The sequence below is a fragment of the Nesterenkonia lutea genome (genome assembly GCF_014873955.1).
Classification (GTDB): domain Bacteria; phylum Actinomycetota; class Actinomycetes; order Actinomycetales; family Micrococcaceae; genus Nesterenkonia; species Nesterenkonia lutea.
In genome coordinates, this window is the sequence record NZ_JADBED010000001.1 from 1,132,849 (window position 1) to 1,148,462 (window position 15,614).

Below are 15,614 nucleotides of genomic sequence, written 5' to 3' on the forward strand. Positions count from 1 at the left end.
GACGAGATTCCTGCTGCTGATCTGCACGGAAGACATGCTGGTGCCTATGACACCAGGGATCTACTTTACGCCAACAGTGAGGTGACAGCAAGTCGACCGAGCCCGAGTGAACGGGCCCGGTCGAGTGCTCACTCGGGCCGTGCGATCTCTTCGGCCTTGACCCCGACGCCGAGCATGACGGGCTCGCTGGCGGGGGCCTTCGGCTGAGCCTTCTCGCTCGGCTTCTCCGCCGCCGCGGAGGAGAAGGACGTGCTCGTCGGCTTCTCGGGGGCCGCGATCTGCTGGACCTCTCCTGACGCGCCCTGGACAGACCCCGCCGCACGACGACGGCGCCTGGCGGGCTTCGCCGGAGTGCGTGGCTCGCGGGAGTCCAGCGCCTGACCCAGGGTGTCCAGAGACACCTGCTTGGCCTCGGCAGCCTCGGCCTTCGGCTGGGCGTCGGCTGCCTCGTTCTTCTCAGCGCGAGGCAGCGGCACCTCTTCGCCACCGATCCTCAGCACTTCTGCCGTGGAGTGCTCGCCGGTCGCCTGGCCGGTGCCGCCTGCGGGCTGGCTGGCGCTGCGTCGACCCCTGCGTGACCCGCGGGACTGCTGCGGCGCGCTCTCGGCGGGGGAACTCTGTTCCTCCTCCTCGGCGTGCTTGCTCGCTGTGGCGGCGGCGACCTGGGCCAGAGCCTGTCGCGCCTTCTCCTGCTTCTCCTTCTCCTGCGGGTCCACCTCGGGGGTCGACTGCTGGGAGTCGGGCTCGTCGTCACGACGGCTTCTGCCCTTACGCCGCTTCTTGGCGGGCTTGGAGTTCTGCTGCTCACCGTGGGAGGTGTAGGCGCCGCGGTGCTCCACGGGCTCTGACTGGGTGACCACCCCGCGACCGGCGCAGTGCTGGCAGTCCTCAGAGAAGACCTCCAGCAGCCCTGTGCCCATCCGTTTGCGGGTCATCTGAACCAGGCCCAGCGAGGTGACCTCGGCGACCTGATGCTTCGTCCGGTCACGTCCCAGGCACTCGACCATGCGACGCAGCACCAGGTCACGGTTGGCCTCGAGGACCATGTCGATGAAGTCGATCACGATGATGCCGCCGATGTCGCGCAGCCGCAGCTGGCGGACGAGCTCCTCAGCCGCCTCGAGGTTGTTCTTCGTGACGGTCTCTTCGAGGTTGCCGCCGGAGCCGGTGAACTTGCCGGTGTTGACGTCCACCACTGTCATCGCCTCGGTGCGGTCGAAGACCAGCGAACCGCCGGAGGGGAGATTCACCTTCCGCTCGAGCGCCTTGTTCAGCTGCTCGTCGATGCGGTGCTCGGCGAAGATGTCATCGGAGTTGTGCTCTTCGGGCAGCCACTGCTTCAGCCTGTCGAGCAGGTGGGGAGCCACGTAGGTCACATACGCCTCGATGTTGTCCCAGGTCTCCTCCCCCTGAACCTCCATGGAGGAGAAGTCCTCATTGAAGACGTCCCGGACCACCTTGATGGTCAGATCGGGCTCGGCGTAGAACAGCTCGGGTGCGAGCACCTTCTTGTCCCCGGTCTGGCTCTGGATCTGCTCCCAGAGCGCCCGCAGACGGTTGATGTCATTGGTGAGCTCCTCCTCGGAAGCGCCTTCGGCCGCGGTGCGCACGATGACCCCGGCGTTGTCGGGCATGTGGTCCTTGAGGACCTTCTTCAGCCGCGCGCGCTCGGTGTCGGGAAGCTTGCGGGAGATCCCGGTCATGGAGCCGCCCGGCACGAACACCAGGTAGCGGCCCGGAAGCGAGATCTGGCTCGTCAGTCGGGCACCCTTGTGTCCGACCGGGTCCTTGGTGACCTGGACCAGGACGGAGTCCCCGGACTTCAGCGCATTCTCGATCTTGCGGGGGCCCCCGCCCAGGCGGGAGGCGGCCCAGTCGACTTCGCCGGCGTAGAGCACAGCGTTGCGCCCGCGTCCGATGTCGACGAACGCGGCCTCCATGGAGGGCAGCACGTTCTGGACCTTGCCCAGGTATACGTTGCCGATCAGTGAATCCTGCGTGGTGTGCGAGACATAGTGCTCGGCGAGCACCCCGTCTTCGAGCACACCGATCTGGATCCGCTCCCCGCGCTGGCGCACGATCATCTTGCGGTCCACTGATTCCCGGCGCGCGAGGAACTCCGCCTCGGTGATCACCTGACGGCGCCGACCGGTGTCGCGGGAGGACCTGCGGCGCTGCCGCTTGGCCTCCAGCCGGGTCGAGCCCTTGAGCCCGGTGACCTTGTTCGACGCCGGAGCTTCGGCGGCCTCGCGGGGCGCGCGCACCCGGGTGACGGTGTGCGCATCGTCCTCGTTGGACTCGACTTCCAGGTCTGCGGACCCGCGGCGACGACGACGACGCTTGCGTATCACCGGCCCCTCGTCATCGCTGGCGCTGGACTCGCGGTCATCGGCGTCATGGGGCTCGCCGGCGTCGCCCGAGGCGTCGGCCTGCTTGGAGCTCTTGGAGGCGGACCCGCGGCGGGAGCCCTCCTCGCCGGAGTTCTGCTCGGTCGTCCGCGCAGAGGACTGCCCGGTGTTCTCCTCGGCCGAATCACTGTCGGACTCGGTGGAATCGGAGTCGGAGCCGCGGTTCTTGTTCCGTCCGCCGCGGCGACGCTTGCGGCGGGACCGGCGACCCGATCCGTCTTCATCCTCGGTGTCGCTGCCCTGCGGGTCCCGGTCCTGCGAGTCACGGTCCTCAGGGTCGCGGTTCTCAGGGTCGCGGTTCTGGCGGTCACGGTCCTCAGAGTCGCGGTTCTGCGAGCCGCTCCTGCGGGCGTCGTCCTGAGCCTCGTCAGCGGAGTCGCGGTTCGCGGAGTCTGATCGTGACTCAGCATCCTTGCCGGCGCGGCGACTCGTCCTGGGCTGTGCCGTGGCCAGATCAGGTGCCTGGAACAAGACGTTGATCGGGTCGGCCACCGGGGCATCCGGAGACTTCGAGGATTCCGGCGCGGGCTCTGATGAGGACTCGGGTCCGCTCTTCGGCGCTGGAGGAGGGCTGAAGGGGTTGAAGATGTCGTTGTTGCCCGCTGTGTCATCTGCGGGGGTCTCGGTGTGGGCCATTATGGAATTGCTCCTGACCGCTCCCACGGTGCCACACTCACCGCGTCCGCGGCTCTGCTTAGGTGGATCCAGCCGGTCGCGTTGCCCCTGGTTCTCACGACGGGTGCGACCTGCTCAGTCCACGTATTTATGTTGTCTCAAACCTATGTTCTAGCTCCACTGGCGTTCCGGGCGCTGCTCCTGATGATTTGCGGAGCGCGCTCTGCGCGGCCTTCCAGCGGCTACGCACCACTCCTGAGCATCTGCTGTGAGTTCTGATACACAGCGACAATTCGATGATCCCGGGGCGGTGGCGTGCAAGCCTTCTCGGTCTGCGGGTGTGGTCCGCTCGCCGATGCCATTCAGTATCGCATACCCCTTCAGCATTCCTGCGTAGAATCCCCGCATGGCCGTTCACCCCGCAGATCAGCGCACCCAGCCCCGCATCGCTTCACCTCGAGGCGTCGGGGTGTGGCTGCTGCTGACCGCGGCGGTCGGCGCGGTGGCCAGCATGCTGCTGATGCGCGAACGCATCGAGCTCTGGCGCGACACCGACTACACCACGGCATGTGACATCAATCCCTGGGTCTCCTGCGGTCTGGTGATGGACTCCTGGCAGGCCTCCACCTTCGGCTTTCCGAACATCTTCCTCGGGGTGGTGGGCTTCCCGCTGGCCATGCTCGTGGCGGTGACCATCCTGGGACGGGTGCAGCTGCCCCGCTGGTACTGGTTGGGACTTCAGGCGGGAGTGACCTTCGCCCTGGCGTTCTGCATCTGGCTGTGGTCCCAGGCCGTGTACTCCATCGGGGTCCTGTGCCCGTACTGCATGGTCGTGTGGGCCGCCGTGATTCCGATGTTCGTCGTCGTCACCGCCGGCAACATCGCCAACGGCGCGATTCCTGCAGGTCCGGGCCTGCGGAGGATCTCTGCCGACTGGTGGTGGGTCATCATCGTGCTGATCTATCTGGTGGTGGCAGCCAGCATCATCGTGGCGTTCCCGAACGCCTTCATCGGCTGAGGACCGCCCGCGCGGCCCTGGGATATCGTGGAATCAGGCAAGCAAACCCCGCTTCACCTGAGACCTGCTGATATGGAGGGCTGACTATGTCCCAGACCGTGAACGCCGTCGTCGTCAAAGAGAAGAACGGCCCTGCCGTTCTCGAGCAGATCATCGTGCCGGATCCCGGCGTCGGCGAGGTCGTCGTCGATGTGCTGACCTGTGGCGTGTGCCAGACGGACCAGCACTACCAGCAGGGCGAGGTGGGCGACAACTTCCCCTATCTTCTGGGCCATGAGGCCACTGGTCGCGTCTCGCTGATCGGGGAGGGTGTCACCAGCGTCAAGGTCGGAGACACCGTCATCCTGAACTGGCGCGCCGTCTGCGGCGAATGCCGGGCGTGTCGCAAGGGCCAGCCGCAGTACTGCTTCGACACCCACAATGCCGAGCAGAAGATGACGCTCACCGACGGCACCGAGCTCGAGGCGGCGCTGGGAATCGGCGCCTTCGCCGAGAAGACCCTGGTGGCGGCCGGACAGTGCACCGTCGTCCAGGACCTCCCCGCAGAGTCCAACGCCGCCGTCGGACTGCTGGGCTGCGGCATCATGGCCGGCATCGGCGCTGCGATCAATACCGGTGAGGTCAAGCGCGGCGAGTCCGTCGCGGTCATCGGCGTCGGAGGTGTCGGCACCGCCGCCGTGCTCGGCGCGAAGCTGGCCGGCGCGACCACCATCATCGCGGTGGACCTGGATGAGCGGAAGCTCGCCAAGGCCGCAGAGCTGGGCGCAACCCACACGGTGAACCCCGGCGAGGCCGATGTCGTGGAACGCATCCGTGAACTCACCGGCGGCTTCGGTGCCGACCTGGTGATCGACGCAGTGGGTCGCCCCGAGACCTATCGGCAGGCCTTCTACGCGCGGGACCTCGCGGGTCGAGTGGTCCTGGTGGGTGTGCCCGATCCCTCGCACACCCTCGAGCTGCCCCTGGCCGATGTGTTCGGACGCGGCGGATCGCTGAAGTCCTCGTGGTACGGCGACTGCCTGCCCTCGCGGGACTTCCCGATGCTGGTCAGCCACTACCGCAGCGGAAATCTCGACCTGGACGCGTTCGTCACCGAACGTGTGGCACTGGACCAGGTCCAGGAGGCGTTCGAGACCATGAACCGCGGCGAAGTGCTGCGCTCCGTGGTCGAGCTTCAGTCCCCCACGACGAATTGAGGACCCATGAGCACCAGCTTTGAGAACCTTGTCACCTCCGGAACGTTCTCCCTCGACGGCGGCACCTGGGAGGTGGACAACAACGTCTGGATCATCGGTGACGAGAACGAGGTCATCGTGATCGACCCCGCCCATGACACCGACGCGGTGGTGGGCGCCGTGGGCGAACGAGCCGTCAGCGCCATCCTGCTCACCCATGGACATGATGATCACATCAGCCAGGCGCTTGAGGTGCAGAAGCGGATCGGTGGACGGATCCACCTGAACCCTGAGGATCACATGCTCTGGGACGCGGTCCATGAGGGCACTGTTCCGGATGTGGAGGTCAGCGACGGCGACGTCTTCACAGTGGGCGACGTGCAGCTGATCGCGATCCATACTCCCGGGCACTCCCCCGGCTCCACGTGCTTCTACGCGTCCTCCCTCGCGGGGCCCGACGGCGCGGTCCAGCCGGTGCTGTTCTCCGGGGACACGCTCTTCTCCGGTGGTCCAGGAGCGACGGGACGATCCTTCTCGAGCTTTGAGACGATCATCGAATCGATCAGGACGCGGTTGTTCCAGGAGCTTCCCACGGAGACCCTGGTGAACACCGGGCACGGCCCATCGACCACGATCGGCGCGGAGGCGCCCCACCTGCAGGAGTGGATCGACCGCGGAGAATGATCAGCGGCAAGTGAGCAGTCAGCCGCGCGGGGCAGTGACGCTGGGAGCGATCGGCGAAGGTTCGCCGATCTCTTCCAGCGTCCAATGTCGGCGGTAGACATCGAGCACGGCCTCTTCGACCTGGTCCACCGTGACCTCGACGCCGAGCTCGCTCGCCGAACCCGCGGTCAGCGGATCCCAGGCAAGCCCGAGCGCCGCGTACGCCTCGGAGAGCACCCGACGAATCGAGGCTCCGTCCTCCACGATGATCGAGGAGGAGAACAGCCATCCGGAGCCGATCACGCGCTGTGCGGTGCCGATGAGCTTGATCCGTCGATCGGGGTCCGTCAGTGAGATGCCGTGCACCGAGTGCGCGCCCGGGCAGTACTCCCCCGGGATCGCCCCCAGTCGCGCAGCGATGCCCACCTCCTGCAGCGCGTCCCGCAGAAGCTCCCCGAAGGCCGTGAAGCGCGCCTGGGACTCACGGATCGGGTCGGCGTCCGGTTCGATGTGGTCGACGACCAGGGATCCCCGGTGATAGGCCGCCGCGCGACCCCCGGCGCGGCGCACCAGCGGGGTGAACCCCGAGCGGCGGCACGCCTCCGCCGCGTCGTCGAACCCTTCCAGCCGCTGGTCGCGCTGGCCGAACGCCACAGTGGGTTCAGGACGATAGAGCCTGAGCAGCGGCGATGTCCCTGCGGATTCTGAGCCGGTCCGGGCCCGGGTCCGCTGCAACAGCGCAACGGCCAGCTCCAGATCCGCCTGAGCACCACCGCTGGTGGGCTGCCGGTAGACCTGGAGCCGGCCCGTGTACGTCATCTCTTCGTCTCTGCTCGACTCAGAAGTCCCAGTCGTCGTCCTCGGTCTCCTCGGCCTTGCCGATCACGTAGGAGGAGCCTGAGCCGGAGAAGAAGTCGTGATTCTCATCGGCGTTGGGGCTCAGCGCGGAGAGGATCGCCGGGTTCACGTCGCTGATCTCTTTGGGGAACATCGCCTCGTAGCCCAGGTTCATCAGGGCCTTGTTGGCGTTGTAGTGCAGGAACTTCTTGACGTCCTCGCTGAGACCCACCCCGTCGTAGAGGTCGTGGGTGTACTGCAGCTCGTTCTCGTAGAGCTCGTACATCAGCTCGTAGGTGTAGTCCTTGAGCTCCTGCTGGCGCTCCGGAGTCTCGCGCTCCAGGGCGCGCTGGTACTTGTAGCCGATGTAGTAGCCGTGCACGGCCTCGTCCCGGATGATCAGCCGGATGATGTCGGCGGTGTTGGTCAGCTTCGCACGCGAGGACCAGTGCATCGGCAGGTAGAACCCGGAGTAGAAGAGGAAGGACTCCAGGATGGTGGAGGCCACCCGCTTCTTGAGTCCGTCATCACCGTGGTAGTAGTCCATGACGATCTGCGCCTTGCGCTGCAGGTTCGCGTTCTCCCTGGACCAGCGGAAGGCCTCGTCGATCTCCTTGGTGGAACACAGGGTGGAGAAGATCTGCGAGTAGGACTTGGCGTGGACCGACTCCATGAAGGAGATGTTGGTCATCACCGCCTCCTCATGCTGGGTCAGCGCATGGGGGATCAGCGCGACGGCGCCGACGGTTCCCTGGATGGTGTCCAGCAGCGTCAGTCCGGTGAAGACCCGCATGGTGAGGGTCTTCTCCTCCTGGGTCAGCGTTGCCCAGGACTGGACGTCGTTGGAGAGCGGGATCTTCTCCGGCAGCCAGAAGTTGTTGACCAGCCGGTTCCAGACCTCGCTGTCCTTCTCGTCCTCGAGGCGGTTCCAGTTGATCGCCTCGACGTGCTCGAGGAGCGCTTTAGATGGTGTCAACGTCAGGAGTCTCTTTCTAGAAGAAGCGTGTGGTGCCGGGTCTGGCCAGATGATCCGTGCAGCGGGTCAAGACCGCGGCGGATCACAGCATGCAGGAGACGCAGCCGTCGACCTCGGTGCCTTCGAGCGCGAGCTGGCGCAGGCGGATGTAGTAGAGGGTCTTGATGCCCTTGCGCCATGCGTAGATCTGGGCCTTGTTGATGTCGCGGGTGCTGGCGGTGTCCTTGAAGAACAGCGTCAGTGACAGGCCCTGGTCCACGTGCTGGGTGGCAGCGGCGTAGGTGTCGATGATCTTCTCGTACCCGATCTCATAGGCATCCTGGTAGTACTCCAGGTTGTCGTTGGTGAGATAGGGCGCCGGGTAATAGACGCGCCCGAGCTTGCCCTCCTTGCGGATCTCGATCTTCGAAGCCACTGGGTGGATCGAGGAGGTCGAGTTGTTGATGTAGGAGATCGAACCGGTGGGCGGAACCGCCTGCAGGTTCTGGTTGTAGATGCCGTGGGCCATGACGGAGGCCTTGAGCTCCATCCAGTCGGCCTGGGTGGGGATGCTCACGTGGTCGAAGAGCTCGCGGACCTTCTCGGTCGACGGCGCCCACACCTGATCGGTGTACTTCTCGAAGAACTTGCCGGTGGCGTACTGCGAGTTCTCGAAGCCGTCGAAGCGCTCTCCGGTCTCGATCGAGAGCTTGTTCGAGGAGCGCAGCGCGTGGTACAGCACCGTGTAGAAGTAGATGTTGGTGAAGTCGATGCCCTCTTCGGAGCCGTAGTGGACCCGCTCCCGCGCCAGGTAGCCGTGCAGGTTCATCTGCCCCAGACCGATCGCGTGGGAACGCCGGTTGCCTTCAGCGATGGAGGGCACCGAGTTGATGTAGGACATGTCTGAGACCGCGGTCAGCGTGCGGATCGCCGTCTCGATGGTCTGTCCGAAGTCCGGGGAGTCCATCGCCTTGGCGATGTTCATCGAGCCCAGGTTGCAGGAGATGTCCTTGCCGATCTCGGAGTAGCTCAGATCGTCGGCGTACTTGCTGGGCTCCGAGACCTGCAGGATCTCTGAGCACAGGTTGGACATGGAGATCCGGCCGGCGATCGGGTTCGCGCGGTTGACCGTGTCTTCGAACATCACATACGGGTAGCCGGACTCGAACTGGATCTCGGCCAGGGTCTGGAAGAACTCGCGGGCGTTGATCTTGGTCTTGCGGATCCGCGCGTCGTCGACCATCTCGTGGTACTTCTCGGTCACCGAGATCTCGCTGAACGCCTTGCCGTAGACGCGCTCCACGTCATAGGGGCTGAACAGGTACATCGGTTCGTTCTTCTTGGCCAGCTCGAAGGTGATGTCGGGGACGACCACGCCCAGCGAGAGCGTCTTGATCCGGATCTTCTCGTCTGCGTTCTCCCGCTTGGTGTCGAGGAAGCGGAAGATGTCCGGGTGGTGAGCGTTGAGGTAGACCGCGCCGGCGCCCTGGCGTGCGCCGAGCTGGTTGGCGTAGGAGAAGGAGTCTTCCAGCAGCTTCATCACCGGGATGACCCCGGAGGACTGGTTCTGGATGTGCTTGATCGGGGCGCCGTTCTCCCGGATGTTGGTCAGTGACAGCGCCACGCCTCCCCCGCGCTTGGAGAGCTGCAGGGAGGAGTTGATGGCACGCGCAATGGACTCCATGTTGTCCTCGATGCGCAGCAGGAAGCAGGAGACCAGCTCGCCGCGCTGCTTCTTCCCGGAGTTCAAGAAGGTCGGAGTGGCGGGCTGGAATCGCCCGGAGATCATCTCATCGACCATCCGGCACGCCAGCTGCTCGTCGCCGCGGGCCAGATGCAGCGCGACCATGGTGACACGGTCCTCGTAGCGCTCCAGGTAGCGGTCGCCGTCGAAGGTCTTCAGCGCGTAGGAGGTGTAGAACTTGAAGGCACCCAGGAAGGTGGGGAAGCGGAACTTCGCGGCATAGGCCCGATCGAAGATGGACCGGATGAACTCCTGGGAATACTGCTCGAGGGTCTCTGGCTCGTAGTACTCGTTCTCGACCAGGTAGCCCAGCTTCTCCTCAAGATTGTGGAAGAAGACGGTGTTGGTGTTCACGTGGTCCAAGAAGTACTGACGGGCCGCGAGCTGGTCCGCCTCGAACTGGATCTCGCCCTCGCTGCCGTAGAGGTTCAGCATGGCGTTGAGCTCGTGATAGCTCAGGCCCTGCCACTGGGCGGGCATCACTTTGGCCAGCGGAGCATCCCGGTGGTCCGTGCCGCGCGGAGCCTGTGCTGTGCTGGCGTCGTTCAGAGGCTTGACTGCTGTTTCCAAAACTCTTCCAATCCCTTGTTCACCGTGGAGACGTCTTCGCGTGTGCCCATCAGTTCAAATCTGTACAGATGAGGGACCCCGCACTTGGCGGCGACGATGTCCCCGGCGATGCAGTAACTCTCATGAAAATTCGTGTTTCCGGCGCCGATCACGCCGCGCAGCAGGTTCCTGTTGGTCTCGACGTTGAGGAACTTGATGACCTGTTTGGGAACCGAACCCGCTCCCGCATCTGCCCCATAGGACGGCAGGACCAGAACGAAGGGCTCCTCCGCGGACAGGGTCTCGTCCTTGGTGCGCAGCGGAAGTCTCGCGACCTCCCAGCCGGAGCCCTTCAGCTTCTCCACGAATCGGTGGGTGTTGTTCGACACCGAGGAGAAGTAGATCAGCTTGGCTGAGGTGTTCACGGCTGCATCAGGCGACCGAGCTGATCGCAGCGTGCCGGCCGGCCAGCTCGGAGATCTTGTCGGGGCGGAAGCCGGACCAGTGGTCGGCCTCGGTGATCACCACGGGAGCCTGCATGTATCCGAGCGCCCGAAGCCGCTCGAGCGCCTCGGCGTCCTGGGTGATGTCGACGGTCTCATAGGTCACGCCGTTCTTGTCCAGGGCGCGATACGTCGCGTTGCACTGGACGCAGGCGGGCTTGGTGTAGACAGTGACAGACATGTGGCTCCCCGATGTTTTCCGTGGTGTTCTAACGATGCTCCAATACTACATCTTGGGTCGGGAGATATCACTGGCCACTAGATGCTGTACTCACACCCGTGTAGTTCTCCACCGGCGGTCCACAGGACCTGTGGATCATGACTTCGTTGATATGGCGCGGAACCAGCCGGGTGCGCCCGCTCTCCTCCACAGCTGTGGAGCCCCGTACTCCCGAGGAGAAGTTTCTCGGCCGCCCGCGTGTCTCGGCGTGTCTCGACACGAATGCCGCAGATGTTGAGGCTATGTGGTCACTGCATCACTAGATGTTGTGGTCTGGGTCTCGGATTCGATCCAGTCGAAGGACCGCGTGACCGCCTTGCGCCACTGCTTCATCCGCCGGGTGCGCTCCTGCTGGTCCCAGGTGGGGACCCAGCGCCTGTCCTCGCTCCAGTTCGCGACCACGTCTTCGGTGCCGTCCCAGAACCCCACTGCGATTCCAGCGGCGTAGGCGGCGCCCAGCGCCGTGGTCTCGATGACCTTGGGTCTGACCACATCGACGCCGAGGATGTCCGCCTGCAGCTGCATCAGCGTCTCGTTGACCACCATGCCGCCATCGACCTTCAGCTCTTCGAGCTCCGCGGCGGCGGAGGCGTTCATGGACTCGACCACCTCCCCGGACTGGAAGGCCACAGCCTCCAGAGCTGCGCGGCAGATGTGATCCGCGTTGACATAGCGGGTCAGGCCCACGAAGACTCCGCGCGCCTCGGGCCGCCAGTAAGGGGCAAAGAGCCCGGAGAAGGCGGGGACGATGAAGCACCCGCCGGTGTCCTGGACCCGCTTCGCGCGGGTCTCGGATTCAGCGGCGTCGGAGATGATCCCCAGGTTGTCGCGCAGCCATTGGATCAGCGAACCGGTGACGGCGATCGAACCCTCCAGTGCGTAGACCGGGTCTGCTCCCCCCAGCTGGTAGGCCACCGTGGTCAGCAGCCCACGCTCATCGCGGACGATGTCTGCCCCGGTGTTCATCAGCATGAAATTTCCGGTGCCGTAGGTGTTCTTGCCCTGACCCGGCTCGAAGCAGGCCTGGCCGAAGGTCGCGGCATGCTGGTCCCCCAGGATGCCGGCCAGCGGCACGTCCATCACCAGCGACCGTGAGTCGCCATGGCCGTAGACCTCGGAGGAGCTGCGGATCTGCGGAAGCATCGGCACCGGGATCCCGATCTCGGCGCAGATCTCCTCATTCCAGTCCAGGGTGTCGATGTTCATCAGCAGCGTCCGTGAGGCATTGGTGACGTCGGTGAGGTGGATCCCGGTGTCCTTTCCGCCGGTCAGATTCCACAGCAGCCAGGTGTCCATGGTCCCGAAGAGAAGCTCCCCCGCCTCGGCGCGCTCGCGTGCGCCGTCGACGTGGTCCAGGATCCAACGGATCTTGGGTCCGGCGAAATAGGTGGTCAGCGGCAGTCCGGTGCGGTCCTTGAACCGGTCATAGTCTGCCGCTCCAGCCTCTCCAGACGCTCCAGCCTCTCCGGACTCCCCCGCCTCAGCAGCGCCGGCGCGGGCGAGCTCGTCGCAGATCCCCTGGGTGCGGATGTCCTGCCAGACGATCGCGCGGTGCACGGGACGCCCGGTGGCCCGGTCCCAGACCACGGTGGTCTCCCGCTGGTTGGTGAGCCCCACGGCGGCCAGCTGGTGCTTGCTGATATCAGCATCGGCCAGGGCACGCCCGATCACCTCCCGGGTGTTCCTCCAGATCTCCATCGCATCGTGCTCCACCCAGCCGGCCTGGGGAAAGTGCTGTTCATGCTCTTTCTGACTGCTGCCCACGGACTCCGCGGCATGGTTGAAGATCACCGCGCGGGTGGAGGTGGTCCCCTGATCCACGGACAGGACGAACTGTTCCATCTAGATCCCTTCCTTCTGCAGGTGCGGCTGCTGAGCCGAGGCGTGACCGGCTCGCCGGGACGGCTGCGGCGCCCACGTGGGCTGGGACTGTGCCTGCTGGAGCAGGGCCGCCGCGGAGGCGTCGTCCTCAGACTCCTCGGCCGCACGCTGGGCGCGGACCAGCAGCTCGTAGCTGTGCCGCTCGGCGGCGATCCGTTCGGCGTTCCAGCCGAGCAGCCCCGCGGCCAGGTCCAGCACCTCATCCAGGGCACCGAGGCCGCGATCGGCGGTCTCCTGGAAGAGCCGGGTTCGGCGGGAGAGCAGGTCATCCACGTGCAGCGCGCCCTCGTGGAGCACGGCATAGGCGATCTCGGCGCGCAGATGCTCGGGAGCCTTCGCCAGCGGCCGAACCAGGGAGGGATCGGCGTCGATGAGCTCGAGCAGCTCACCGAGCAGGCTGCCATAGCGGTTCAGCAGCCGGTCCACCCGGTCACGGCTGAAGCCGTGGCTGAAGACGAGCTCGGCGGTGCGGTTCTTCCAGTCTGAGTAGCCCTGGGCGCCGAGCAGCGGGATCGACTCGGTCAGGCTGCGCCGATCCGTGAAAGTCCCGCGGCAGGCGAAGTCGATGACGTCCTGGGCCATCACCCGGTAGGTGGTGAGCTTGCCGCCGGCGACGCCGGTGAGGCCCTCTGCCAGCTGCATCACGGTGTGCTCCCGGGACACCTTCGCCGAGGAGGTCTCCTCGGCCGCGACGGGCTGGACCAGCGGGCGCAGACCTGCCCAGGTTCCCAGCACGTCGCTCTCCTGGAGATTCTCGCCGAGGACCGCATTGGCATGGTCGAGGATGTAGCGGATGTCCTGCCGGGTGGGGGCCGGGGCGTCCACCGGCTGGCGCCATGCGGTGTCTGTGGTGCCGATGGCCCAGACGTCTCGCATGGGGATGATGAACAGCACGGACTTCTCCGTCTGCGAGATGACTCCGACATCGCCCACGGCGGCGATGGCCCGGCGCGGAACCGTGATGTGGATGCCCTTGGAGGCGCGCACCTGCAGCCCCGTCCCCGTTCCTGCGGCCTCCTGCTGGGCCCCGGTCCAGACCCCGGTGGCCAGGATCGTCTCCCTGGCGTGGACATCAGCCTCCTGCCCGGTCTCGAGATCACGCAGCCGGGCACCGATCACACGGCCCGTGTCATCGCGGAGGTAGTCCACGGCTTCGGTCCGACTGGCCAGCTGCGCGCCCAGGCTGTGCGCCGAGCGTGCGAGTGTCAGCACCAGCCGAGCGTCGTCGACCTGCGCGTCGAAGTATTCCAGCGCGCCGATGAACCGTTCCTCATCGAGGCCGGGAAAGCGATGGCGCAGCTTCGTGCGGCTCAGGTGCCGGTGGAAGGGCACCGCACGCCGTGACCACCATCCGCGCGAGGAGCCGGGCGTGCGCCGGCCGGCCGAGCGCAGCTGCAGCGCGTCGTAGAGCGTCACCCCGGAGCCGATGAAGGCACGCTCGATCACGCGCTTCTCGAAGGGGAAGATGAACGGCAGCGCGCGCACCAGATGCGGCGCGGTGTGGGTGAGCAGCAGGTCGCGCTCCCGCAGCGCCTCGGCCACCAGCTTGAAGTCCAGCATCTGCAGATAGCGCAGTCCGCCGTGCACCAGACGCGAGGACCGGGAGGAGGTGCCCTCACCGAAATCGCGGGCCTCCACCAGAGCGACGTCCAGGCCTCGGGTGGCGGCGTCGAAGGCCGCCGCGGCGCCGACCACTCCCCCTCCGACGATGAGGATGTCCAGGGGATTCTCCGGGCTCGTCCGGGCCATGGAATTCCAGGCCTGGACGCGCGCCTTCTGATCCAGTGGGGTGGATTTCACTGATCGCCTCCTTGATCGCTGTGCATCCAGACTATCCGTCGGCCTCGATCCGTCGCTCGGACAGAAACCGTCGGGGGACTTCACAGACTGGGCACCTAGGGTCGAGAATCGAACCACCGGTCCCATGATCGGAGTCGCGCAGCGTCGCGTTGACGAGTTCCTGACCCTCGAGGAGATCCTTCCCCATGTCCCCTGGACGCGCTCCGGCCCCTGACAGTCAGTTTCTCCCGTCCGAGGGGGTTTCGGGCGCGGCCTCCCTGCACGGCGAGGGGCGCAAGCGCGGCGGCAGAGATCTCACCCGGCATCGGCCCGCCGCGCGGGACCGGCAGGGCAGCACCAGAGAGACCGGCAGCAGGTCCGCGGAGGACGGCCGGGACGTCGGGGGCAACGTATATCAGCAGCTGGTCTCCCAGCTTCACAGCAGCTCGGGGAACACGGGCGAGGATGTGGCCGTGCGGATGGCCGACATCAGGCGTCAGCTCACCGAGTTCCAGCTGCACTACAAGTTCGGCATGGACGAGGTCCTGACCAAGATCAACGTGCTGCGCGAGGAGTTCGAGCACACGCGCGACTACTCACCGATCGAACATGTGAACTACCGGCTCAAGTCCCTGGACCGGATCCTCGACAAGGTCCAGCGCTACGGGTGTGAACCCACGCTGGAGAGCATCCGGCACTCCATCCGGGATATCGCCGGGATCCGGATCACCTGCTCCTTCGTCTCCGACGCCTACTGGGTCGCGGAGATGCTGTGCAGCCAGCCGGATCTGCGCGTGGTGGAGGTCAAGGACTACATCAGCAAGCCCAAGGTGAACGGGTATCAGAGCCTGCACGTTATCGTCCAGGTGCCCGTCTTCCTCTCCAACCGCACCGAGTTCGTCTACGTCGAGGTGCAGATCCGCACGGTGGCCATGGACTTCTGGGCCTCCCTGGAACACAAGATCTACTACACCTACGACGGCGAGGTCCCCGGTGACATCCTGGACGAGCTGCGTGACGCCGCGGTCCAGGCGGCGGCGCTGGATGCGCAGATGGCCTCGATCAGGGACCGCGTGACCGCGCTGAAGGACCAGGCTCCGGTCTCCGGTCAGGGCGCCACGGGACCGACTCCCAGCGATCGTGCGACCGCGGGGCCCTGGTTCCCCTCGGATGACCCCATGGGCACCACCTGGAAATGGGAGGACATCGCCAGGCACGCAGGCGGATCCGACGAGGCCCCGCAGAACTAGCCCGGACCGCGGGGGTT

At 65.7% G+C, this 15,614-nt stretch carries 12 protein-coding genes; 4 read left to right on the forward strand and 8 right to left on the reverse strand.

All coding sequences use genetic code 11. From position 1 onward, the window contains the following. Nucleotides 1-128: 128 nt before the first annotated feature. Complete coding sequence (locus H4W27_RS05165) at nt 129-3,044, reverse strand: Rne/Rng family ribonuclease (protein ID WP_192594981.1); 2,916 nt, start codon at nt 3,042-3,044, stop codon at nt 129-131. 385 nt (nt 3,045-3,429) lie between these two features. Between H4W27_RS05165 and H4W27_RS05170 the strand changes: the two genes are divergently transcribed. The 3 genes from H4W27_RS05170 to H4W27_RS05180 all read left to right on the forward strand — a co-directional run bounded on the left by H4W27_RS05170 (nt 3,430) and on the right by H4W27_RS05180 (nt 5,900). After that, nucleotides 3,430-4,041, forward strand: coding sequence for a vitamin K epoxide reductase family protein (locus H4W27_RS05170; RefSeq protein ID WP_192594982.1), 612 nt, complete (start codon nt 3,430-3,432; stop codon nt 4,039-4,041). Nucleotides 4,042-4,127: 86 nt separating this feature from the next. Continuing rightward, on the forward strand, nt 4,128-5,237 hold the full coding sequence (locus tag H4W27_RS05175; RefSeq protein ID WP_192594983.1) for an S-(hydroxymethyl)mycothiol dehydrogenase: 1,110 nt from the start codon (nt 4,128-4,130) through the stop codon (nt 5,235-5,237). A gap of 6 nt (nt 5,238-5,243) precedes the next feature. Continuing rightward, nucleotides 5,244-5,900 (forward strand): MBL fold metallo-hydrolase, encoded by a 657-nt coding sequence (locus H4W27_RS05180; protein WP_192594984.1) that lies wholly within the window; start codon nt 5,244-5,246, stop codon nt 5,898-5,900. A gap of 18 nt (nt 5,901-5,918) precedes the next feature. On the opposite strand, the gene H4W27_RS05185 is transcribed toward H4W27_RS05180, so the two are convergent. The 7 genes from H4W27_RS05185 to H4W27_RS05215 form a co-directional block, all read right to left on the reverse strand. Next, nucleotides 5,919-6,698: a lipoate--protein ligase family protein gene (locus H4W27_RS05185; RefSeq protein ID WP_192594985.1), complete on the reverse strand. Its 780-nt coding sequence runs from the start codon at nt 6,696-6,698 to the stop codon at nt 5,919-5,921. 19 nt (nt 6,699-6,717) lie between these two features. After that, nucleotides 6,718-7,692, reverse strand: coding sequence for a class 1b ribonucleoside-diphosphate reductase subunit beta (gene nrdF, locus H4W27_RS05190; protein WP_192594986.1), 975 nt, complete (start codon nt 7,690-7,692; stop codon nt 6,718-6,720). 82 nt (nt 7,693-7,774) lie between these two features. Beyond that, entirely contained in the window at nt 7,775-9,895 is a 2,121-nt protein-coding gene (gene nrdE, locus H4W27_RS05195) for a class 1b ribonucleoside-diphosphate reductase subunit alpha (protein ID WP_192596442.1), read from the reverse strand. Nucleotides 9,896-9,960: 65 nt separating this feature from the next. Continuing rightward, the gene (nrdI, locus tag H4W27_RS05200) at nt 9,961-10,389 is read right to left on the reverse strand and encodes a class Ib ribonucleoside-diphosphate reductase assembly flavoprotein NrdI (protein WP_318782165.1); all 429 of its coding nucleotides are present in this window, start codon (nt 10,387-10,389) and stop codon (nt 9,961-9,963) included. A gap of 7 nt (nt 10,390-10,396) precedes the next feature. After that, on the reverse strand, nt 10,397-10,648 hold the full coding sequence (nrdH, locus tag H4W27_RS05205; protein WP_192594987.1) for a glutaredoxin-like protein NrdH: 252 nt from the start codon (nt 10,646-10,648) through the stop codon (nt 10,397-10,399). A gap of 279 nt (nt 10,649-10,927) precedes the next feature. After that, nucleotides 10,928-12,529 carry a glycerol kinase GlpK gene (gene glpK / locus H4W27_RS05210; protein ID WP_192594988.1) on the reverse strand — a complete coding sequence of 534 codons (1,602 nt, stop codon included), beginning with the start codon at nt 12,527-12,529 and terminating at the stop codon, nt 10,928-10,930. Beyond that, the gene (locus tag H4W27_RS05215) at nt 12,530-14,317 is read right to left on the reverse strand and encodes a glycerol-3-phosphate dehydrogenase/oxidase (RefSeq protein ID WP_192596444.1); all 1,788 of its coding nucleotides are present in this window, start codon (nt 14,315-14,317) and stop codon (nt 12,530-12,532) included. Nucleotides 14,318-14,553: 236 nt separating this feature from the next. Here H4W27_RS05215 and H4W27_RS05220 point away from each other — a divergent pair, with 236 nt between their 5' ends. Beyond that, complete coding sequence (locus H4W27_RS05220) at nt 14,554-15,597, forward strand: GTP pyrophosphokinase (protein ID WP_225939014.1); 1,044 nt, start codon at nt 14,554-14,556, stop codon at nt 15,595-15,597. Nucleotides 15,598-15,614 lie beyond the last annotated feature (17 nt).